23 protein-coding genes and 2 tRNA genes are annotated in these 21,311 nt (G+C 65.5%); 17 read left to right on the plus strand and 8 right to left on the minus strand.

The window, feature by feature from the left end; translation table 11 throughout:
- The first annotated feature begins 163 nt into the window (after positions 1-163).
- The 3 genes from MOX02_RS08505 (at position 164) to MOX02_RS08510 (ending at position 2,085) form a co-directional block, all read left to right on the plus strand.
- Positions 164-409, plus strand: a complete 246-nt coding sequence (locus tag MOX02_RS08505; protein WP_147025381.1) for a hypothetical protein — start codon at positions 164-166, stop codon at positions 407-409.
- Positions 410-780: 371 nt separating this feature from the next.
- The gene (locus tag MOX02_RS32935; protein WP_373866727.1) at positions 781-1,056 is read left to right on the plus strand and encodes a Rap1a/Tai family immunity protein; all 276 of its coding nucleotides are present in this window, start codon (positions 781-783) and stop codon (positions 1,054-1,056) included.
- Positions 1,057-1,119: 63 nt separating this feature from the next.
- The gene (locus MOX02_RS08510) at positions 1,120-2,085 is read left to right on the plus strand and encodes an IS481 family transposase (protein ID WP_147025382.1); all 966 of its coding nucleotides are present in this window, start codon (positions 1,120-1,122) and stop codon (positions 2,083-2,085) included.
- Here MOX02_RS08510 and MOX02_RS08515 read toward each other — a convergent pair.
- Positions 2,082-2,372, minus strand: a complete 291-nt coding sequence (locus MOX02_RS08515) for a hypothetical protein (RefSeq protein WP_147025383.1) — start codon at positions 2,370-2,372, stop codon at positions 2,082-2,084. The two genes, MOX02_RS08510 and MOX02_RS08515, sit on opposite strands and share 4 nt — an antisense overlap.
- Positions 2,373-3,249: 877 nt before the next feature.
- On the opposite strand from MOX02_RS08515, the gene MOX02_RS08520 reads away from it, so the two are divergent.
- Together MOX02_RS08520 and MOX02_RS08525 are read left to right on the plus strand one after the other, a co-directional pair.
- On the plus strand, positions 3,250-3,633 hold the full coding sequence (locus MOX02_RS08520) for a hypothetical protein (RefSeq protein WP_147025384.1): 384 nt from the start codon (positions 3,250-3,252) through the stop codon (positions 3,631-3,633).
- Positions 3,634-3,646: 13 nt separating this feature from the next.
- Entirely contained in the window at positions 3,647-4,165 is a 519-nt protein-coding gene (locus MOX02_RS08525; protein ID WP_147025385.1) for a hypothetical protein, read from the plus strand.
- 762 nt (positions 4,166-4,927) lie between these two features.
- Here the strand turns inward: MOX02_RS08525 and MOX02_RS08535 are convergent.
- Complete coding sequence (locus tag MOX02_RS08535) at positions 4,928-5,539, minus strand: recombinase family protein (RefSeq protein WP_147025387.1); 612 nt, start codon at positions 5,537-5,539, stop codon at positions 4,928-4,930.
- A 213-nt stretch (positions 5,540-5,752) separates the two neighbouring features.
- Between MOX02_RS08535 and MOX02_RS08540 the strand changes: the two genes are divergently transcribed.
- The 10 genes from MOX02_RS08540 (at position 5,753) to MOX02_RS08585 (ending at position 15,464) form a co-directional block, all read left to right on the plus strand.
- On the plus strand, positions 5,753-6,013 hold the full coding sequence (locus MOX02_RS08540) for a DUF6894 family protein (protein ID WP_147025388.1): 261 nt from the start codon (positions 5,753-5,755) through the stop codon (positions 6,011-6,013).
- A gap of 338 nt (positions 6,014-6,351) precedes the next feature.
- Positions 6,352-8,787 (plus strand): phage tail tape measure protein, encoded by a 2,436-nt coding sequence (locus MOX02_RS08545; protein WP_170267746.1) that lies wholly within the window; start codon positions 6,352-6,354, stop codon positions 8,785-8,787.
- 89 nt (positions 8,788-8,876) lie between these two features.
- A complete protein-coding gene (locus tag MOX02_RS08550) occupies positions 8,877-9,929 on the plus strand; it encodes a hypothetical protein (RefSeq protein ID WP_147025390.1) in 1,053 nt (350 codons plus the stop codon).
- 82 nt (positions 9,930-10,011) lie between these two features.
- Positions 10,012-11,181, plus strand: a complete 1,170-nt coding sequence (locus MOX02_RS08555; RefSeq protein ID WP_147025391.1) for a phage late control D family protein — start codon at positions 10,012-10,014, stop codon at positions 11,179-11,181.
- A 222-nt stretch (positions 11,182-11,403) separates the two neighbouring features.
- Entirely contained in the window at positions 11,404-12,435 is a 1,032-nt protein-coding gene (locus tag MOX02_RS08560; RefSeq protein WP_147025392.1) for a hypothetical protein, read from the plus strand.
- Between the two features lie 483 nt (positions 12,436-12,918).
- A complete protein-coding gene (locus MOX02_RS08565) occupies positions 12,919-13,338 on the plus strand; it encodes a hypothetical protein (RefSeq protein WP_147025393.1) in 420 nt (139 codons plus the stop codon).
- Complete coding sequence (locus MOX02_RS08570; RefSeq protein WP_147025394.1) at positions 13,338-13,718, plus strand: hypothetical protein; 381 nt, start codon at positions 13,338-13,340, stop codon at positions 13,716-13,718. Before MOX02_RS08565 ends, MOX02_RS08570 begins: the two co-directional genes overlap by 1 nt.
- A 350-nt stretch (positions 13,719-14,068) precedes the next feature.
- Complete coding sequence (locus MOX02_RS08575; RefSeq protein WP_147025395.1) at positions 14,069-14,269, plus strand: hypothetical protein; 201 nt, start codon at positions 14,069-14,071, stop codon at positions 14,267-14,269.
- Between the two features lie 107 nt (positions 14,270-14,376).
- Positions 14,377-15,027 (plus strand): hypothetical protein, encoded by a 651-nt coding sequence (locus MOX02_RS08580; RefSeq protein WP_147025396.1) that lies wholly within the window; start codon positions 14,377-14,379, stop codon positions 15,025-15,027.
- A complete protein-coding gene (locus MOX02_RS08585; RefSeq protein WP_147025397.1) occupies positions 15,024-15,464 on the plus strand; it encodes a Rha family transcriptional regulator in 441 nt (146 codons plus the stop codon). Before MOX02_RS08580 ends, MOX02_RS08585 begins: the two co-directional genes overlap by 4 nt.
- A gap of 94 nt (positions 15,465-15,558) precedes the next feature.
- Here the strand turns inward: MOX02_RS08585 and MOX02_RS08590 are convergent, their stop codons facing one another.
- The 4 genes from MOX02_RS08590 to MOX02_RS08605 form a co-directional block, all read right to left on the minus strand.
- Positions 15,559-17,295, minus strand: coding sequence for a tyrosine-type recombinase/integrase (locus tag MOX02_RS08590; RefSeq protein ID WP_147025398.1), 1,737 nt, complete (start codon positions 17,293-17,295; stop codon positions 15,559-15,561).
- An 81-nt stretch (positions 17,296-17,376) separates the two neighbouring features.
- Positions 17,377-17,452: transfer RNA gene (locus MOX02_RS08595), tRNA-Phe, on the minus strand.
- 116 nt (positions 17,453-17,568) lie between these two features.
- A complete protein-coding gene (locus MOX02_RS08600; RefSeq protein ID WP_147025399.1) occupies positions 17,569-17,754 on the minus strand; it encodes a DNA gyrase inhibitor YacG in 186 nt (61 codons plus the stop codon).
- Complete coding sequence (locus MOX02_RS08605) at positions 17,751-18,425, minus strand: Maf-like protein (protein ID WP_147025400.1); 675 nt, start codon at positions 18,423-18,425, stop codon at positions 17,751-17,753. Before MOX02_RS08605 ends, MOX02_RS08600 begins: the two co-directional genes overlap by 4 nt.
- A 194-nt stretch (positions 18,426-18,619) precedes the next feature.
- Here MOX02_RS08605 and MOX02_RS08610 point away from each other — a divergent pair.
- Both MOX02_RS08610 and MOX02_RS08615 read left to right on the plus strand, forming a co-directional pair.
- Positions 18,620-18,694, plus strand: a tRNA-Gly gene (locus MOX02_RS08610).
- A gap of 262 nt (positions 18,695-18,956) precedes the next feature.
- Positions 18,957-19,562: a metallophosphoesterase gene (locus MOX02_RS08615; protein ID WP_147025401.1), complete on the plus strand. Its 606-nt coding sequence runs from the start codon at positions 18,957-18,959 to the stop codon at positions 19,560-19,562.
- 273 nt (positions 19,563-19,835) lie between these two features.
- On the opposite strand, the gene MOX02_RS31745 is transcribed toward MOX02_RS08615, so the two are convergent.
- Together MOX02_RS31745 and MOX02_RS08630 are read right to left on the minus strand one after the other, a co-directional pair.
- Entirely contained in the window at positions 19,836-20,774 is a 939-nt protein-coding gene (locus MOX02_RS31745) for a hypothetical protein (RefSeq protein ID WP_174804893.1), read from the minus strand.
- Positions 20,775-20,776: 2 nt separating this feature from the next.
- Positions 20,777-21,310 (minus strand): hypothetical protein, encoded by a 534-nt coding sequence (locus MOX02_RS08630; protein WP_147025403.1) that lies wholly within the window; start codon positions 21,308-21,310, stop codon positions 20,777-20,779.
- Between the last annotated feature and the right edge of the window lies 1 nt (position 21,311).

Raw genomic sequence — 21,311 nt, forward strand, 5'->3', positions numbered from 1 at the left:
CCGCACTGCTGCATCCTGACTTCAGGCCACGTTGCGTACCGGCCCGACCAGCGTCGTCGGGCCTCGCGACGGCGCTCAATACCGTGAGGCTCGTGGTCGACCATCTACTTGCGAACAATGAGCTAGGCCGGACGTTGGCCGGGATAGGCAATCGGAGGCGCCCATGCTCCAGAACGCCGAAGCCGAGTTAGCCCGCTACCAATTCATCGTGTATCCGCCGCCAGTGCCGGGCGCGCCCTGGCTGAGCGTCTGCATCGGCCCAGACGGGCGCGTGCTCGACTCCGAGGCGTTCGCCACCTTCGAGGAAGCCGATCTCGTGACCTTCAGGGCAGAGGCGGTGCTGTTCGACAGCATTGTGCGACAGATGGAGATCGCACACGTGTACGCCGTCGAGAGAGCCTTGCATTAGAGAGCCGCTGGCGGTCTTTCTGAAGCGATCCTGAGGCCCTCAGGATGCGATCGGAGTGGTCCTGTCAGGATAGGGGGAGGCACCACTGCTCGGCTTCCGCTTAGAGGCTGCAACCCGCGTCACACGGCAGATCGGCTACTATCTGTTCCACGCTCTGGATGGCTGACGTCCGCGGACACGCCCCGCCAGCCCGTGATCAGATCGGGCGGCGGGGCAGCTTCGGCTCATGCTGATCAGCGCAGCCTTGGTGCCGCGGCCTTGCACCGTATGCGGTGACCCGCCATGAATATGGCTGTTCGGAGAGCAGGATGAGACGACCTTTGGTCTGGGCTGTCCCCTTGCTTCTCGTCAGCTCCGTGCATGTCGAGGCCATGAGTGGGAACGAGCTTCACGAACTCTGCAAGGCGCCATCGACCTCGCAACGGTACGCTCTTGGCCTTCGATACACATTAGGCGAGATGAGCGCTGCAGACGCTTCGGGCAGTGCCCGCCGCTCGTACTGCCGAGCCTACGGCATGAAGGTGGAGCAGGCTCATCGAACGGTATGCCGGTGGCTGAAGCTGAACCCGCGACATCGGCATGAGGCGGCTGGTCCGCTGGTGGGTTCCGCTTTGAGAGAGATCTGGCCCTGCGCGAAGCAGCTGTGAGCCTAGATGTTTGATCCCGCGGTGTGGTGGTACGGTCGACCACCATGCTGCGAGGGATGCGCTATGGGCCAGGTTCTCCACGGCAGCGCCCGCACGACGGAGGCGGTCCGTCGCGCAATACAGCTACGTCAAGAGAGTGTGAGGGCGGCCGCCAGGCGCTACGGCGTCAGCCCCACGACGGTGCAGAAATGGCGCGCCCGGCAGACGACAGCGGACGCCGCCATGGGGCCGAAGAAGCCGCGCTCCACGATCCTCACGCAAGAGGAGGAGGCCATCATCGTCGCCTTCCGGCGGCATACTCTGCTGCCACTGGATGATTGCCTCTACGGCCTGCAGCCGAGCATCCCGCACCTGACCCGCTCCAGCCTGCACCGCTGCCTGGAGCGACACGGCATCAGCCGCCTACCCGAGATGGAAGGCGACAAGCCCAAGAAGAAGCGCTTTGCCGATTACGCCATCGGCTACGTGCACATCGACATCGCCGAGGTCAGAACTGAGGAAGGCAAGCTCTACCTCTTCGTCGCCATCGACCGAACCTCGAAGCTCGCCTTCGTCAAGCTGGAGGCAGAGGCCAACCGCTACACCGCATCGGACTTCTTACGTGCGCTGGTCGCGTTCGTGCCGTACCAGATCCATACGGTTCTCACCGACAATGGCGTTCAGTTCTGCCATGCCCCGCGCAACCGTTCAGGCCCGACCGCCCTCTACAGCCGGCACATGTTCTATCGCGTCTGCCACGAGCACGGCATCGAGCACCGCCTGACCAAGCCCAACCACCCGTGGACGAACGGGCAAGTCGAGCGGATGAACCGCACCATCAAGGACGCCACGGTCAAGCGCTACCACTACGAGACCCACGAGCAGATCCGGGCCCACCTGCAGCTGTTCGTGGATGCCTACAACCATGCCCGCCGGCTGAAGACCCTGCGGGGCCTCACACCCTACGAGCATGTCCTGCAGGTCTGGACGAAAGAGCCCGAACGCTTCAGGCTCAACCCGTCACACCACATCCCGGGACCATACACCTAGTACGAGCGCTCGATCCGTTCGGGACGCACGGTGCAGCCCTTAGGCGCCACAATCTTGTGCGAAGGCCGGGTCGAAGCCGTCGCCGCTCGATAGGCGGTGGGGGTGCCGCTCGGCACGGCAGGGCGCACAGGCGCCTCAACGGCCTCATGCAATCTCACGACCACCTGGATCGTCTTCGGCTCCTCCGGCTTGCTCTTCTGCACCCAGGCCCGGACCGTCTTCGCCTCCTCACCGTCGTGCGGCTTGAGCCAACTCATTGGATCGGATGGGTTCGGCATGTCGCTCATGGTTGTGTCTCCCGGACCAGCACAAGACGGAATAGGGCTCGCGAGCACATCAGCCCGGTCCTCGTGATCAGTGCTCCGCCAGCAGGTAGGGAATGCGCATGATCACGTCAAGTCTTAGCACAAACAATTCTCAAGATGTGATGTGATTTGCATTCATAGAAGTTTGGCGAATAGTAGCGATAAGCTGATGACTTTGACGAATGGGTTCGAACTGACCTGTAGCGCCATGTCCGATCCGCGCGCCCAGCCACGGATCAGGAGAGCCGACCTACTCCAGCCGTACCGCTCGGGTCGACCCGTTGGATAGCGCAGATCTCTTAGGGTCATGCTCGCGCGTCTTCGGAGTTGTGAGGGGCATTCATATCCCTCAGAGAACACAACGGCACCCTGTGTACTCGGCCTAAGTTGACAATTCGCCCGTTCTGTGAGATATTGCGGGCATCATCAAAGTTTTGCGTCTGGAGCCGCTACGGGGGAAGCCTGTGGCGGCTTCTGTCGTTTCGACATCAGGAGGTTCAACATCCGTTACACCGCTCTCCGCCTGTCCGAGCAACTTTGGGCAGAGCTTGCGCGGCAGGCTGCACAACGCGGATTGCCGCTTAGTACCTTCATCCGTTCACAGCTGGCCGCCAACATCGGAGCGCCTGTGAACATTCACGTAGTATCGAGCAACAGGAAACTGGCAGATGGCCGGTAGGTCACGCTTATACAAAGATCAGAGGACAGTCGAGATTAAGCTAGTCATCTCAGAGGACATGCGCATACAGCTTCGTGAGCTTGCGCTCACTTACGGTCTGGACGCCTCGGCGTACGTGAGATCGCTCCTGGCGACGCATCTTATCAGGGTGAAGGCCAGCCAGAGGGATGGGGTGCTCTGATGGCCGAGGCTACCCTTCGGGCGCTCGCCGGCCGGCTCTTGAAGGCTGAGATCGCCGCCCGCCGCGCCAGGGATGTGGAGGCCGTCGAAAAGGCTGTCGCCCCGCTACTTCGGCTCGATGCCGAGGGCGCCTTCATCGCGGTTGATGCCGCAGGCAATCCACTGGCCGGCCAGGGCCTAGATGACGTTCTGGCGAAGGTTCAGGCCGATCGTCCCGAGTTGTTCGAGGCAGGTGGGAAGGCTGCGGGCACCACCTCAACGACCAATCCGTTCGCTCAGGGGCCAGCCTACAGCGTCACAAACCAGATGCTGCTCTGGCGAGCCGATCCGGAGCGGGCTGAACATCTTGCGGCAGAAGCCGGCTTCAAGATCGGCCGGAATTAGCAAGGATTTTCCGATGAGTTTCACAAGTATTCCGGGCGGCTGGCGTGATCGTGCGAAGAAGGTCCGCGAGGCGCAGGAGCGTCGGGATCAAGCCGCTGAGATCCGCGCCGAGCGCGCCCGTATGGCTGAGGAGCACCGCGCTCTCTCCGAGCGGCAGATGGCCGAGGCCGAGGCTGCCCGCGCTGTCGCACGGGTGAGTTGCCCTTGCTGTGATGCGGGACATGTCACGGTTGATTTCGCTGAGCGCATCTACCGCGCGCTTGAACGGCTGCCCTCCCATTCCAAGCCCGACCCGGCCGTGCTGGAGCACCTGTTCGCCATCGCGCAGGGTGTCACCCCGCCCGCTGCGTCACGCCGGCCATATCTAACCGTGCAAGTGTCGCGTCCCCGAACAGTCGAACAGGCCGCTGCAAGAGCGGAAACGGCCGATCCCATCACGCATGTGACGGGCCCCGCGCCAGCCACGAAGGGCAAGGTGAAGCCCTCGCCTGAACTCGAGTTCACCGCAGACGGCGCGCTGATCGAACCATAGAATCGCGGTCGAAGGCGCACCCGGGATTAGGCCATGATCGCCGCGCCGAGCCTCCCGCGAAGGCGGCCGAGTTGCCATGCCACGCGACTCGGCCGCTCCCCTCTCGCCGATGCTGAGAAGCCGCCGATCACCATCCCCTTCATGGACTGGTACAGGGGGAACAGAAACCCATCACCCGGGCAGTGTGTCTGCTCTCGTCCCTGGATAGGGCGAGCCTCCGGATCACGCCCAGCCGGACCTGCAGCTTGCGTCTCGGCCTGAAACTCTGCCAGCACTCACGAGCCGGTCCCCAAAAAGGATCTTTAGAATTATTCTAGACAATATGAAGAAGCCCCGCCTCCGCGAGTGAGACGAGGCTTTCAAGAAGATGAGGAAGGTGTTGAGCGTTCCCGACAGCAGGCGTCGGGTAGGGGGAGCTTCAGTACCTGCCACCAGGAACGCCCGCGCGGGACTTGGATCGGCAATATCCGATGATCAACCCTTCTGTGCGGAAGCGTCTGAATCCGTTGAAGACTATGCCCTGAGCTGACCCGGACCGTGTTGCGGCACGACTCGGTGTGAGTGAGCATCGTCCCGCGTCTTGCACAGTTCGACTGCCGACTCGAAGCGTGCTCGCGCCGCGAGTTCGGTGGCGACGGTCCCCACGATGACCGGCTCTCCGTCTCGGTCGGTCGTCACTTGGTACGGCGGCGGCCGTAGGTCGTCTTGCTCCATCGCTTCCTCGCCCTGCAAGCTCGGGAGATGTTCCGGCGCCGGAAGCGGTCAAGCCGCGCGCTTGGCAATCTTCGCGATGGTCGCCCGGCTGCATCCGGTGGCGTCCTGGATCTGCGACCAACTCATGCCCTTGTCGAGCATGCCAGCGATTGAGGCGTTGCGCTTGGTATCCTCGGGGCGGCCCCGGTAACGGCCCTCTAGCTTGGCCTTGGCCTGTCCCTGTTCCTGCCGACGACGACGATCCTCATAGTCCTTGCGCGCGACGGCAGCGAGGGTGTCGAGCATCATCGCATTGACGGCCTCGAACATGCGAGCCGTGAACGGGTCGGCTTCCTTCGTCGCCATGATCCACGAGGTAGGCAGATCGAGTGCCACCACGCGCAGCTTCCGAGAGGCGATCTCGCCCTTCAACGTCTCCCAATCCTCGCTGGTGAGACGGGACAAGCGGTCAACCTGCTCAACCAGGATCATGTCGCCGGGGCGAGCGTCGCGCAGAAGGCGAAACAGCTCGGGCCGAGCGAGCTTCGATCCAGACTCGTTCTCCACGTACCATGCGGCTATGCTCAGGCCGCGGTCGGCCGCGAAGGCGTCGAGCTGGGCCCGCGCACGCTGCGCATCCTGTTCCGTGGTGCTGGCTCTCAGATAGGCCCGGACGAACATGGCGAACCCCGACGGTTCAATTAGGATGGTTCACTGATACTCGGTTCACTTTGAACGGTCAACCGACATTTGGTGAACCAGCCTAGCTCCAGTTCAAGATCGGCACACCCAAACTGAACCGGACGGCATTCCTAAGATGGCCAGTTTACCAGCGGAGGTTTGATCCATCTGCCGGGAGCGTGGTTGCCCGAGGATAGCCCCGCGAGTCGTCCCATGCCGCAGTTCTTCTTCCATCTCCGTACGCTTCAAGGGCTGGACGCCGACGACATCGGCTTGGAACTGGCCGACGCGGAGACCGCGTACCTCTGCGCCTATGAAGCGATACCGACCATGAGCGCTGACTACGTGCAGCAGGCCCATGACCCACGTCAGTTTGAGTTCGAGATTACTGACAAGGTGGGACGCGTCCTGTTCGAGCTGCCGTTCACGGAAGCCCTTGAACACAGGCCCACCGGGCGCTTGCTGCGGCGCTGACCGGCACCGACCGCCCACAGGGCCACTCGATGCCAGTCATGCCTCCCTCGTGCCGCTGCTCCGGCACTTGGCCGAGGCTGCCTGCCGCACCTGACACTTCCCCGCAGTTGTCGTGAAAGATGATCTCTGCCGCGGCCAGACGAGAGGGGTGGGGTCTTTTTTGTGACAGGTAGGGGGGTGGGTCAGCAGACCCCCATATGTTGTATATTAAAATTCTTCCGGAATACCACCCCCCTCTAACTGGTGATGACTGGCCACATTGCGGCCTCTCGCCGGTCGATCACTTGCGCCAGCCAGTCGAGATCATCCTGGCCGGCCTCTTTCCTCATGGAAACACTATGTCCGATGACAATTTAAAGCTCGGCATCGAACTCGACGTTGCAGCTCGCGGCGCCGATATGGTCGACCAGCTTCGAGCCAAGCTCAGGGCCCTCGACTCTGCCGTCCGCTCCATCAACGCCAATCTGCGCTCGGCCGCTCGGTCTGCCGACCCTCTTGGTAGGGGATCAGCCAGTTCGAAGCGGACTCCCGATCCCGCCCGGCAGACGCGCGAGGCGATGCGGGACCTCAAGAGCCGGTTCACCTTCGAGAGTCGGATGGCGGCACAGCGAGTCCGTGAGCAGCGGGCCGAGACCCGCGAGTGCATCGCACGGATGAAGGAGCAGCGCCGGGCCGAGACAGAATCCCTTCGGGCGGTCCGTGTGCAGACGCAGGAGCAGGCCCAATCCTTCCGGGACCGCATGTCGTTCGCTTCCCGCATGATCCGGCAGCAAGCCCGAGAGGAAGCCGCCCTTGATCGAGACCGCCAGCGCTCCGCTCGGGAGACGATCCGCCTCGACTCGTACCGCTACGGCTTGCGCGAGCGGGAGGAGCGTCGACTCCACCGTGAAGGTATCCGGCAGGATCGAGAACGGGCGAACCTGCGCAGCTCAGCCCTCGATAACGCCCGCTCGGCCGCCTCCCATGGCCGGGACACCTACCAGCGCCTGACCCGCACAGGTGCCGGTGCAGCTCTCGCCGGAACCGCAGCCTCTGCCGCGCTGGCTCGCCGGGCCCTGACAGCCGAGGCCGATATCGACAGCGCGGAGATCAATGCGCGCATCTATGGTGGGCTGAGCAAGGATGCAGCTCGCCAGCTCCGCGATCAGTGGGCCTCCCCGCTCGCGGAACAACTCGGCGTCTCAACGGCAAAGCTTCTGACGAGCTACACCGATGCGCTCAAGGTCGGCATTCCGGCGGAAGGGGCCAAGCAGTTCTCCTCCCTCGCGACGCAGACCAGTGAGGCGTGGTCCGTCCCGTTCGAGACCGTCACCGACACCCTAGGTACGGTGAACTCGATCCTGACCAGCACGGGCGAGGCGTTCTCGTTTGACCGCCTCAAGAGCGTTGCCAACTCCCTGCAATATCTCGCGGCGAAGCAGTCGACCACGCCCGAGAAGCTGATCTCGTTCTTGCAGCGCGGCGCGGGTGCCTCGCAGGTGCTCGGCATGTCGCAAGAGGCCGGGTTGGCGTTCGGCTCGGCATCGACATCGCTCGGCAACCAAGCCGGGCAGAGCGGACGGCTGTTCGACTACATCGCGGGCCGGCTCGTGAAGATGCCGGACATGGTGAAGAAGCACGGGCTCGAAGGCAAGCGCGCAAAGGAGCTGGTCCGGTATCTCGGTTACGGCAGTGTTGGGGAGATGGACCGCCGCCGCCGTGCAAGCCCGGACGAGTTCCTGCCCGACTTCATGGAGCGCTTCGCCAAGATCAAGGATCAGAAGAAGCAAGAACAGTTAATACAGTTCTTCGCTGGGCAGGAATGGTTGGGCGAGTTCGGCCGCATGGTCAAGGGCATCGCCACGTACCGCGAGGCCGCAAACCTTGCGAAGGAAGCGAAGGGACTGGATGCGATCGGCGAGGTGTGGAAGCTCCACAGCCTCAAGCTCGCCTTCGTCTTCAAGCAGATCAAGGCTGGTTTCCTCAACATCATGGGCGAGTTCGGCAAGGTGCTCTCGCCACTGGCCCGCCAAGTGGGAGATTTCTTCCTCGATTGGTCGCGCAAGCTCCAGGGCGGCGGTCTTCAGGCTCGCTTCCGGGCTGCGATCGATGGTTTGATCCAGGGCTTTGGGTTCAAGGATCTGCCTGACATGCTCCGCGGCGTGTTCGGGGCTCCCGGTGAGGGCAATGCGGGCGCCATCTCGCAGTGGCGCAGCACCGCTCTGGCCTTTGCCGAGGGCATCACCGACACGATCAACACCCTGAAGCGGCTCTTCTCCGTCTTCACAGGCGGCGATACCAGCTCGGAAGCCATCGCCCGCTGGACGGGAAGGCTCATCACTTTCGCTGCGGCCTGTGTGATTGCGGCGCCTGCGGTGGCGGTACTCGGCGGTCTCGCCTCCGGCATCACTGCCTTGGGCATCGCGATTCTCGGCGCATGGCGCATTCTGAAAGCGGCCGGTCTCATCGGTGCGGCTGGTCCTGGCGCGGCTCCGAACATGCCGAAGGGTCCTGGTGCGGCTACCGGCGGGCTCTTCGGCCGACTCCTTGGCCGGTTCGGGATCGGCGGTGCTGCCGCGTTCGCCAGTTCATCGTCTCTATCGAAGGGCGAACAGAATGCTCTCGCTGGCCGGCTCTACCAGTGGGCGGAGGAACAGGAGAAGGCCAAGGGTGGCGCTCCCTCTCGGGCCTGGAGCGATCCACCTCTGAAGAAGAGCCTCGACAGTCTGAAGGAGTCGGTCGACGAGAACGCCAAGCTGTTGAGGCAGAACGCGGAAGGCGACTGGCGGGGCTGATCCACAAGGGCGCCCTTACCGCCGGCCAGCCAGCGCAGGCCGTCAAGGCGTCTCTCTCTGACAGCGCGTCAGTTCTCCGCAACTCGGTGATGTCCGGCGCGATCGGCGGCAGCTCGGGCCTCGGCTCGGGCGGCTTCACCTCGGGTCCGCTCTCCGGCTCGACTCCGGGCGCAGCGCTCGGCGGCGGCTCCGGACTCTCCCGTCGCGGTATCCTCAGCGGCGGTCTCAACCCGCGGATCGGCAGGGGGGCAGGCTCTGGCACAGGCTCCGGTTCCGGGGCGGACGTGCCGATCGTTACGGACGGCAAGACGATCGTCGGGCTCGGCGAGGCTGGCACCGCGCAGTACGCCAACATCCTCGGCAAGCGCGAGTCGGGCAACCGCTACGGCATCCGGAATTCCTACGGCTTCTCCGGCCGCTGGCAGATGGGTGCCGCCGCACTGTTCGACACCGGCTACGTCAACACGAAGCGCAACCGCGAGCTGAACAATCCAGGGATCTGGACCGAGAAAGCCAGGGCCATGGGGGTCGGCAACATGGCCGACTTCCTGGCCAACCGAAACGGCGTCCAGGACAAGCAATTCATCGAATACACGAGCCGCAATCTCCGGGCGTTACAGCGCATGGGCGTGATCCGGCCCGGCATGCAGGCGAACGAACTGGCCGGCTGGCTCGCTGCCGCGCACCTCAAAGGTCCCGGTGGGGCCGCCGCTCTGGCCCGAGGCCGGGACAACTTCGACGCCAACGGCACCTCAGCCTCCTCCTACCGGCGGATGATGAGCGGCGTGACCGGCGGCGCTGGTCCGTCCATCCCGACTCCCGGTGCCGATCTGGCAAAGGCCGAAGCCCTCAGATCCTCTGGCTGGACCAAGGGCCTCGGTGGCAACGCGGCGGCCGGCTTCAAACCGGGCTTCGGCGGAAATGCACCGCTCGGAGCCGAAACCCCGATCCGGCCTCAGAACACGCAGCCGATCGGTGGCGGTGCCGGTGCAGGCGCCAGCTCCTCCACGCACTCCGTCTCGGCTCCGATCACGATCAACGGCGCCGGCCAGGACCCGCAAGCCATCGCCAATGCCGTGCAGCGCAAGTTGCAGGAAGCGATGAATCGGCGAACGCACGACATCTCGCCGTCCTTCGCCTAATCATCTCAACATTGGCCGGGCTCATTCCTCGTTCAGGGGAGGAGCCCGGCTGTCACAGCCTCTCACATAACACGGACGCAACATGCCAACGGGCTACAAGCCGATCTTCGAGATCTGGAAGGGCGGCGAGAACATCACGGCAAGATTTCAGGATCGGGCCGTTCACATTGCTGTCGAGCTAGCGGCCGGCGGCGGCTCTCAGGACTCGATCGAGATCACCGTGGACGACCGTGATTGGCTCGTTGCCACGCCACGGGTGAAGGACCGGATCGTCGTCTACTTGGGCTATGAAGGTATCGGCACAAGTTGGATGGGCAGTTTCGAGGTGAACTCGGTCCGCTTCAGCTTTCCGCCGAAGTCCATCGCCGTTCGTGGCACCTCTGCCTCGTCGCTCAACGATCTGAAGACGCACACAATACAAGAGTTCAAAGACAAGACCGCTGAGGAAATCTTGGCTGAGGCTGGATCGAAGATCGGGATGAAGGTCGATGTTCACCCGAGCATTGCAGATCAGAAGATTCCCTTCCTGAACTCGGTCACTTCGATGGGATCACTAGTCGAACGCCTTGAGTCGCACTACGGCGCGGTAGCCAAGATTACCGACGGACGCGTGATCCTGACACCGCGAGCCGGCGGCCGGTCTGTGTCCGATATCGCGATGCCGACGCTTGTCCTGCGCGAGTACAGTTTTGCCGATTTGGAGATTCTGACCGACTCCCGCGGAGAGACCGCCAGGACAATTGCCCAGTATAAGGACGGCGACGGCAACACGAAGACTGTAGAGACGAAGTCGAACATTCCGGATCTGGACACGGAGGCCTCTCACACGATCGGAAACATCTTCAACTCGCAAGCGGAGGCCGAGGCGGCGGCCAAGTCCGTCCAAGCCACGCTCGATCGGTCGACCGGGCGAATCCATGGCACGTTGGCTGAGGGCGACCCGTGGTTGCGCGACGGCCAGCGCGTCGTCATCTCCGGAATCCGCGACGGCATCGATGGCAGCTACGTTCTCGACATGGTCCGCCACGAATTCACGAAGCAGGGCGCCCTTCGCACTAGCTTCTCGGGCACCGCAGGCATCGACGGTCTTGCGGCCGAGTTCGGGTCAAGCACCTGCAATGATCCCGCCTTTATCGTGCCGGGTGCCGGGCAAGTGATGGGTCAGGTGCTGCCGCCTGCGGGTGCCCTCACCCTCGACCGAACCTTCGGACCGATTCCGGCGCTGACCGGCACTGCACCGCCTGTTCCGTGAACGGCACGCGCACGAATGCGCAGCCGATTCGACAACGTGCGCGACCGCTGCTATTGGAAAGATTGCTCCGGCGAATCAGCGCAGGACGCAAATGCGGCACGAAAGGATGTCTAGCGTTTCGACGAAAGCGAAGCAACCGAAAAATCGGTAGCCATCCACAGAAACAAGGAAGGGGACGCCCCGCTGCCCGCCGACTCGGTCGAAGGGGGAAGCAGGCAGGGGGTGCCGAAGACGATATTGAACACTGATAAAACCAGCACAAACCATGAACATTTGCAAGCCTCTGGCCGTGTGAGCTTCGCGGGTCCTCTCGCCAAGATCGCCCGGTTCGAGAAGAGCCCGGAGGCAGGCTGCAAGCGCGGAGTCGGCCTCAACACGCTGATCCTCTCCGATCTCGCCAAGCTCGCCCATCTCCGTCGCGGCTTAGGTCCCTGGGACGATGCTCGCGCCGATGCAGTGTTCGACGACGCTGCGCCCCGCATCGTGGCCGGGGCTCGTGCATCCCGGAAGCTGGCCGAGCGTGAGCTGGTCGCCTGGGCGCGCCGTCACTTGCCCGAGGTGATCGAGGGATGGGGGGAAGAGTGGGTGGCGGACCGCTGCCGTGAGGTCGAGGCAGAGCGCCACGGCTCGTTCCGCACCGTGGATGAGATCGCGAAGCGGCATGGCATCAGCCAGGACGAAGTGCTTGGTGCCTGTCTGGTGTCGCTCGTGGCGCAGGATCGGCCCAAGGCGGTGCGAAAGGCTGACCGCATGAAGGTCGATGCGCTCTATCAGCGGAGCAAGCGAGCACAGGAGCCCGGCTATACCGCACGCGAGAACAGCTTGGCCGCCCGGCACCGCCGCGGAGAGTTCGGTAGCGACAGCCTGAAGACCGTGAGGCGCAAGATCAAAGCTGGCCTGATCGATCCGGAGCCTCAGGGCCAGCCTGAAGCTCGTGTGCTCGACAGCGGCGATGTCCACTTTTCGTCGGCAACAGCACGTAGTGCGTGTAAGGTGAACGACGAAATGGGGACACCCGTTTCGGCGAGCACCGCCACCTCGATCGAGGCGACATCAGCCGAGAGCGAGACCCACGGTCAGACCGCAGCATCCGCCGTAGAGATCCGCACCTTTAGGGAGGTCTTGGCTGATCTTAAGGCCGGAGCCGATGCGGCCTGGGCCGACTTCATCTCGGACGATCCCTTCTACCGCGGGATCGATCGGGCCGAGGCCGAGGATGCCGCGCTAGCAACTCGCCTGGCTCTCGCGGCCTGACGGTCCCAACCCCCAGCCAACGGGTGGAGAGGGGCAGGCGGCCTCACTCCGCCCCACACGCACTTCCGAGCCCACGGCTCGCCAACTCGCCTCCGACGCCATCCAAGGGGAAGCGGGACTTCTTGGCGGTGAGCGCCCCACGCTGCCGCCCGAGCCCTCCGATATCGGCTCGCATCGCTCGCCTGCCGACCAGCATGGGATTGAGACGGCAGCCGTGATCGTGTCCGCCAGTCTCGGTTCCTCTTCATCGGCCTGCACGGCGGTCTCGCCTCGCCTCCTGGCTGGCGTCTAGCCACGCGACGAGATCTTCCGCTGTCTCGGGCGGACGGCCAAGCACATCCTTACTTCATGGACGGCCTCTTGAGCGCTCCGGAAGAGCGCGTCGCAGTGCTCGTACCGTTTTCGTGTTATGTTCGACTACGAACGACACCCATGATGCGCGCGGCTCATACCACAACACCTTAACTTCACGGATCGAGATTGATGCACCATCGCCTGTACACCATCGCGGGATTTGCCCGCTATCCGTCCCTCGACGTGCCGGACCGTCGCTTCCTCTCCTCCGGTTACTACCAACTCGGTATCGTGGCGGCCCGTGCCGACCTGCGCGCCTTGAAGGCGGCCTGCGCCGACCTGTTCGCCCGCGCCTACGGCCATCCCGGCAGCGACCTCTCGTTTCCCATCCGCGCCGAACCCGCGGGTCGAGAGTTCGTGCAGGCTCGCACTCGCGAGAGGCCGAACATCCTCATCCCGAGAGAGCGACGCGCGATCGGCATCCTGCGAGGCGATACCGTCCGGGTGAGCGGCACGCTTCATCCGTACCAGATGGATAGCCGTTGCGGAGTCCGGTTCCTCCTTGAGGCTGTCGAGTTCCTGGCCGCCGACACTGCGAGGGCTGCCTGATGCCGCGTCCCCGCAAGGCCGCTCGGGTCGTCCCCGCCGAGATGCGGGCCGCCGCGGAGTCTGGCTACGTCGATCGGCCCGTCTACGTGCCGGCGCCGGTCACGCTTGTCGCCACCACGACCGCTGAAGTCACCGACACCATGATCGGCTTGCCTGAAGACCCAATCGCGCAGGAAAGGGCCGTTGCCTACCTGAAGGCTGCCCTCGCCTTCCGATCTCGCCAGCACACCACCCTGCCCCGGCCGGTGATCACCGCCGTCGAGGTGCCGCTGCGCGACGACGCCTTGGAGATCATCGATCTGGTGGACCGCGACCTTGCCGACGCGCTGGGCCGCCTCGTGAACCGCCCGCTCGCTCGCTTCCTGACCGAGCCGCAATGATTCGGTGGGACCCCCCGAAAGATTCGCGACTTCGGCCACGGTTCAACGCTCCCGGAAGTGCGCACGTCCAGGTCAGCGCTCACTCAACCCGCCAGCATGGCCAAGGTTCCCTCACCGGATGCCGTTTCCTGCGGCTCAGGAGCCTCCAGACGGCCGTGGGCCTGTTTCCGTCACTCGGCGTCCTCGGATTGCGGCTGCCGCCTACGGGCTTCCTATGAGCCACCCACCGCAACGGCTCTCGCCCATACGCGAGGCCGCTCCTCACCTCTTGGCCGGCGGCAACCCGCTTCCCGCCTCAACCACGTTCCACGAACATGCTGACCCACCGACCCACCGACACTGCTCCCACCGTGAGCCTCGTGCTCAGCGACGATCTCCTCGACGCGATCGAGTACCTGCGCCGCATCAGCACCGACCCCGTGATCCCAAGCCGGTCACAGGTCGTCCGCGACCTTCTCAGCATTGCTCTCGCTCGGATTCTGTTTGACGGGCCTGACGAGCTTGTTGCGGACTTCGATGCGCCGTTCTTAAAGCCCGTAATGGGGCGATGATCCGTAATGGTATCCGCCGTTCTGATTTTAGCGGCTCAGTTTTGAGCCAGCGCAAAATTGCGCTGCCAAAAGCTGCTCGGCGATGGGCTAGCCGCAAGAGGTGCATCGTGATCGGCAACATGGTGGAGCAGGCGTTTTTACAAGCCCGTCAGCGACAGCCCGAGACCGCGAAGCGCTGGAGAGACCTTTCCTGGCGATGGGGCCCGGCGCTTCCGGACTCCGCGCTCACCGGCACGATCCAGAGCCACGGCAAGCTCGATCTGCTGGTTCGCGCCCCAGAGGATGAGGTGGCTGAGCGAATCCGCGCGGGTCATACTGATGAAGGCTCACGAGACGATGATGTGATCCTGCTCTCGCATCTCTGGGTCAGTGGTGCATACGAGACGGTGCGGCTCGTTTACCAGCGCAAGATCGAGAAGGACAACGGGCCATTTCGGCGTCTGCGGCACGAACTGGCCCTGGTGCGGATGCCGATCGACAAGCACGTCGTCGCCTACACGGACAGCAAGCGCTTCAAGGCGCCGATCCCAATGATGCGCTCGCCCAATCACGGCGACGCGCCAGCCCAATACGTCTTCGACCCGAACAGCTTGGCTCGATCGCACATCATGCCAGGCCGCCCATCCGAGCGCGGATCTTTGACGTGGCTCGCGACAGACGTTGTGAGCTGCACCACCACCTGGATCGAGCGGCGCGACCTCTCCGACCGCATCCTCGCCTTTGCCGAGGCCCTGCCGATCCAGCCGAGCCGGAGGTGAGCGGTCAGACCTTCAACATGGACGACGCAGTGCACGTTGAACCGGAGATCACCCAGCGCGGCCTCGTGCCGAAGGTGCAGATCATCGACGGCGAGCTGACGGCGGACAGCCGGGACGTAGCGGCGTTCTTCGGAAAGACTCACTTCCACGTGCTACGCGACATCCGCAACCTGCACTGCTCCGACGATTTTCGTGCAATCAATTTTGATTTGGTGAAAAACGGAGCCGGAACGACCTCGCATGTGATGATGCGGCGTGACGGCTTCACGTTCTTGGTGCTTGGGTTTGACGGAGAGGATGCCGGAGCTTTCCGCGAATCCTACATCGCCGAGTTCAACCGGATGGATCAGGCGCTGCCCAATCAGACACCGCGCTGCGGATTTTCGGCAAAGCAATTTTGCTTCGTTAAAACGGGACCGGTACCACTTCGCTCATGACGATTCGTCGACATGGCTTCACATCCCTGCTCGGACGATTTTCACCTCCTCAATATTGAGGCGCCGAAAAACGTAGCAGGAACCATCGCCTCGGTTACCCCGGCTCCGCCCGCACGATCGGTATTAGCTCGTGCTCGCTGCCGTGAGTGTGCGGTGTTGCAGGCAGAGGCACCATGGCGACCGCCTCGGCCATCTGCGCGATGCTGATGTGCCGGTACCGAGCCGCAGCGCCCTTGTCGGTGTGCCCCTGAATTGCGTCGGCGATGGAGTCGGGCGCTCCAACTCGCGATGCGGCGGACTTCCACCAGTGCCGGAGTCCGTGCAGGGGAGCGACCCGTTCGCGCTTGAAGCCCTGTGCTCCAATCCACGTCGCAAGGTGGTTCGTGACGCCCTTCGACGGGTGCTTGCCCTCTCCGACCCGTTTCGCGGGCCGCAGGTAGAACAACGGCCGATGCCCACGCTCTCGGGCGAAGGTGACGAAGCCGGCCTCAATGATGGCCGGGTGCAGCGGCACGAACCGCTCCGAACCCACGTTCTTCAGAGTCGCTCCATCCGGCGAAGGCGTGATCATGATGCCGATCACGCCCTCCCGCTCGATCACCGATGAGCCCCATAGCGCAGCCAATTCGCCGATTCGGGCGCCGGTCAGAGCCGCAAGCAGCGGCAGCCATCTCCTGGCCGGCGCCTTCTGATGTGCCGTGATCGCGAGAAGCCGGGCAACCTCCTCATCCTCGTAAGGCAGCATGCTCGTGCCGGGTTTCTTCTTCCCCGAGACCACGATGCCTTGCGCGGGGTTCTCCTTCAGGAGGTCGTTGCGCACGGCGAAGTTCAGGATGGCCTTCACTGCGGCGAGCGGGCCGTCCCCAAAGGCGGTCGCATCGAGGCCGCGGGCGATCTCGGCATCCTTCCACGCGAGGATATCGCGCCGGGTGATCCGAGCTGCATCCTCATGCTTCAGATGCCTGGCCAAAGAGTTGATCACGCCCCGCCACGTCGACACGGATGACGGCGCCGGCTTCCGCTCAGCTCGCCACTTCTCGAACAGCTCCGACAGGGTGACACCCGCCCCTTTCTGCCGCGCCTCGTAGGACGGGAACCGCTCGGCCACCGGGTCGGGCCGCCAGTCGCCTCCGGCGCGCTTCTTCAACGTGGCCGCCGCGTCGAGAGCTGCCCGTGCGACCCGGCGCAGAAGATCCAGCTCCTGGTCGGTGCTCATCACCACACCGCGCCGATCGAGCGCCCAGAAGGCGAGACGCCCCACCCGCTGCACAAGAGCCTGCCCGTCGTGCTCTGGCGGTAGCGCATCAACCCGTGCCGTCAGTTCCTCGCCGGTCGCGTCTCCGAACAGGAGATCGGCCATCACGGCATCATCGCTTCGCCCGTCCGCGGGAATTGGGGGCGCTCCCGGAATGCGGCCCTCCACGGCCGCACGGGTCAGCGCCTTGAAACGCTCCCATTGCTCCACCGTGCCGGGATTCTCATCGTGCTCTGCGACGAGCTGGCGGTAGACCTCGCCCGCGAGAGCGTCCATCTGCATCTGGCTTAGGACGGCTGGACCCTGCCGCACCGCCTCGTACACGCCCTGGAGATGTGCCGCGAGAGCGAGAGCCCGAACCTTCGCCACGTCTGAATGCCGGGTCCGCAGGGAGACTTTGGCGAACTCGCCGAGGCGGAAGGAGACCGGGATCTCATCCTCGCGACCGACCGCCGGCAGGGTGAAGCTGACCACCCTCCCCTTCAGGCGCTCGGCGACATCGGTCGGCACCCGCCGCTTGAACTGCGGCAGCTCGGAATCGGCGCGGGAGGCGTGACGCTTCATGCTCAGGATCATCGAAGGCTGTGTCCCGGTTTTGTGTACCGGTTCAGCGCCAGAAACCCAATGATCTCAATGACTCAGAAGCTTAGGAAGAAATGGTGCCCAGGGGCGGAATCGAACCACCGACACTGCGATTTTCAGTCGCATGCTCTACCAACTGAGCTACCTGGGCGACCGCCGATCCGCTGTGCGGCGTCGGCTGGAGCGGGGGTATAGTGAGTGCCGCCGTTCCTGTCCAGCCTCGTCTTGCACCGTCGGCGCGGGTTTTTCCGAAGGCCGGCGCCGCTCCTACTCGGAGCGCTTCTGGGGCGGTTCGGACTCCTCCTCGTCGTCGGTCGGGATGACGTAGCGGTCGCTCAGCCAGCGGCCGAGGTCGATGTCGGCGCAGCGCGCGGAGCAGAAGGGCGCGACCGCGGGCTCGGATGGGCGGCCGCAGATCGGACAGGGCGCGGCCTTCTCCGACGCGGCGCTCATGCCATCGCTCCCCAACGCTCGCGCACGGGGAACCCCTCGCCCTCGAGGAGCGCGCTCGTCTCGGCGAGCGGCAGGCCGACCACGGCGCTGTGCGAGCCGACGAGCTTCACCACGAAGGCGCCAGCGAGCCCCTGGATCGCGTAGCCCCCTGCCTTGCCCCGCCACTCGCCGGAGGCGAGGTACGCCTGCAACTCGCGCCCCGAGAGCCTCTTGAAGCGCACCCGGCTCTCGACCAGCCGCTCGCGGCGCGATTCCTTCGGCGAGACCAGCGCCACGGCGGTGTAGACCCGGTGCTGGCGGCCGGAGAGCAGGCGAAGGCAGTCGGCCGCCTCGTCCGGAATCTCGGCCTTCGGCAGGATCCGGCGGCCCACGGCCACCACCGTGTCGGCGGCGAGGACCCAAGCGTGCCGCATGTCCTCGCGGCGGCGCGCGGCCTCGTGTGCGGCCGCGAGCTTCTCCCGCGCGAGGCGCCGCACGAGCTCCCGCGGTGATTCCGACTTGCGCGGCGTCTCGTCGATGTCGGCCGGCAGGAGCGCGTCCGGCTCGATCCCGATCTGCTGGAGCAGCGCCAGGCGGCGCGGCGAGGCCGAGGCCAGGATGAGGCGTGCCGTCCTCGCCGGCCCGGTCTCGCCCGGCGCGGCGGGAGCCTCGGGCGCAGGAATGGTGTCCATGTCTCTCCAACGCGGTGCGCGGCGCCCGAACGCGGGGCGCCCGGCTCCGGCGACCACTAATGGAAAGCCTTCCCGATGTGAACGCGGGCTGCCCGCACCGGGGCGGCAGAGGGGCGTGGACAACGCGTCCGGCTCTGATATGGTCCAGCCGTGCCGCCGCGAGGCGGCCGCGTGAGCGCGAATGCGCCGCGCGCGCGGGCGTAGTTCAGTGGTAGAACGTCAGCTTCCCAAGCTGAATGTCGTCGGTTCGATCCCGATCGCCCGCTCCAATCCCTTTCCCTATAGCTGACAGGCCCTTGCGAGGCGTTCTTCACGCGCTTCGCGCTGCCCCTGAAACGGCGGGATACAACGGGGATACAACGCCCCCTCGAATCACGGCCCCTCTCCGAAGGCCAGGGAAGGGCTAACCGTGCCCCGCGTCGGCTCTTGCCGGGCGGCCCCCGATCCCCGAGGATCGCCCCATGACGCACGCCCCCTCGAAACGCTTGCCGGCCTGAAGGCTAGCCACCCCGTCCGGAAATCCGGACGGCCATGCGTTCCGTTCGAGGGGCCCTGCCCGTGACGACCTACCTGACCTCAGACACCCACGTGGGGCATGCCGGCATGATGTCCGACCGGATGGCCCGGCCCCGCCCGTTCGCCTCGATCGAGGAGCACGACGAGTTCCTCGTCAGCATGTGGAACAACAGGATCCGCCCCGGCGACCGCGTCTTCCACCTCGGCGATTTCGCCTATGGCTGCAGCCTCGCGCACGCCAGATCCGTGTTCGATCGCCTCGCCGGGCACAAGACGCTGATCCGCGGGAACCACGAGCAGAGGGGAGAGCGCCTGCCGTGGGAGGGCGGGATCCACGACGTCCTGCGGCTCTCGATCCAGGACCGGGGCATGCCAGCACCCGTCGACCTCTGGCTGAGCCACTATGCGCATATCACGTGGCCGGACGCCCACCGCGGCCGGATCCACCTCTACGGGCACAGCCACGGCTCGATCCCGCCGACGGCCCGGTCCTGCGACGTCGGCGTCGACGCATGGGGCTTCCGACCCGTGACCATGCCCGAGGTCATGGAGCTGCTCGCCGATGTCGCCCGGCGCGAGGGCGGCCCGGCCGCGGCGGCCGCCCTGGCCGAGGCAGCCTGACATGAGGGGCGGCTACACCTACAGCGAGCCCCCCGAGGGCGCGGTCACGTGCATGACTTGCGGGCGGATGGCTATCGGGATCTCCCGCGCGGAGGCGGAGCGCCGCGTCGAGGCGGCGAACGCGAACCGGCGGCCGGGGGATGCCCGACCTCCGATCACGGTGGCTTATTTCAGCTGCTGCATGCGCCCCCGGTACAGGCTGGCCAGGCTCGGGGATTGCCCGGACGGTGCGACGTACTCGTCGGTCCTGTGCGAGCGCCTGGACGAGGGCGGCTAGCCCGAGCCGCCCCGGTTCCGGCGGTAGAGGTTCACCGTCCGCCAGATCGCCACCCGCACGGCGTCCGCGTCGTCGCCCCGTACGGGCATCGACCAGACCTCGCCCGTATCGTCGCGCCAGAACCGCATCAGAATGTAGCGCTGCCCGACCTCGCACCCGTCCATGACGTCGGGATCCCGGCGCCGGAACAGAAGCGCTCGGCCGTGCTCGACGCCGACCACCTGCCCGAGAAACTCGTCGATCGGCTCGGCGCGCTCCTCGTCGTGCAGATGGAAGGGCGGGCACGCCACCCGGTGCGGCTTGCCGAGGGCCGGCTCGAACTCGATGCGGTCCTCGGCGTGGGCCTTCGTCCAGAAGCCCATGTCGAAGGTCAGCGCGAGGGCGGGTGCCCCGGCCGGCGCGGGCGCGACCTCGCCCGCGGAGGGCGGCGCCTCGGGCTCGGGCGTCGGCTCAGGGGCCGGGACCTCCGCCTCATCCTCCTCCACGCCCTCGGCATCCATGGTCGCGACCACGGCCGCGCCCCGCTCTCGACGAAGCCGGAGCCGCTTCTCCGCGAGAGGCGTCATCGGCTTCGGCGCCGGGATCTTCGGCTTGGCGGCCCGCGCCGCGATCGCGGCCTCGGCCCGCTCGCGTCGGAGCTTGGCTCGCTTCAGTGCGAGAGGTGTCGGCGGCGAGATCGCGCCGCCGAAGTGGTGCCGCAGGACTTCGTCGATCGGGAGCCCCTGCTTCACGTACCAGGGCTTCTCGTCGGCCGGGGCCGGCGCCTCCATCATGTCGACGAGGTCGGGCGCCTTCTCTGCGGGCGGGGCGGGCGCCGGCTTCGGGTGCACCAACCGGGCGAGCTCGCGCGGCCGGTGGAAGGGCGCCGCGACGGTCTCGGCGACCCACGCGCGGTGGGCGGCGACGTCGCCGGCGGGCAAGGGCGGGCGGGCCATGGCTACTCTCCTTGCCTGGCGAGGTCGATGCTGACGAGCGCGGCGACGTCGTCTGCCGGGGCCCGGGTGACGCGGGGGCGGCGACGGCGGAGCTGTCGCGTGCCGAGCATGACGTCGGCGAGGTGACCGAACGCGCGGTCCTCGTCGGCGCCGTTGACGCCGACGACCAGGTCGGGCGTCACGACGAGCAGGCGGTCCGTGTGCCGGAGCGCGACGCGCTCGGGCGCCGCGGAGGCGACCCGGCCGTTGAGGAAGTGCTGGTCGAGACGGAGGACGAGCGCGGCGTGCTCCGCGCTTCCCACGCGGCGGACCCGCCACCCGTGGAGAAGGGCCGGCCCGGCGTCGCCGTAGGAGGGCCGAAGGACGGCGAAGCGTCCTGCGCGCGTGAGGGGCGCGGCTTTCCAGATGCGGTCCTCGGCGAGCTCTTGGGCATCGTCGATCCGGCTCGTCTCGACGACGAGGCCGGGGTCGTACGTCCTGCCGTCCGGCCCGAACGGGAGGTGATGCGGCGTGACGGTGCGGCGGGTCCAGGTCATG

The sequence above is a fragment of the Methylobacterium oxalidis genome (assembly GCF_007992195.1).
Taxonomy (GTDB): Bacteria; Pseudomonadota; Alphaproteobacteria; order Rhizobiales; family Beijerinckiaceae; genus Methylobacterium; species Methylobacterium oxalidis.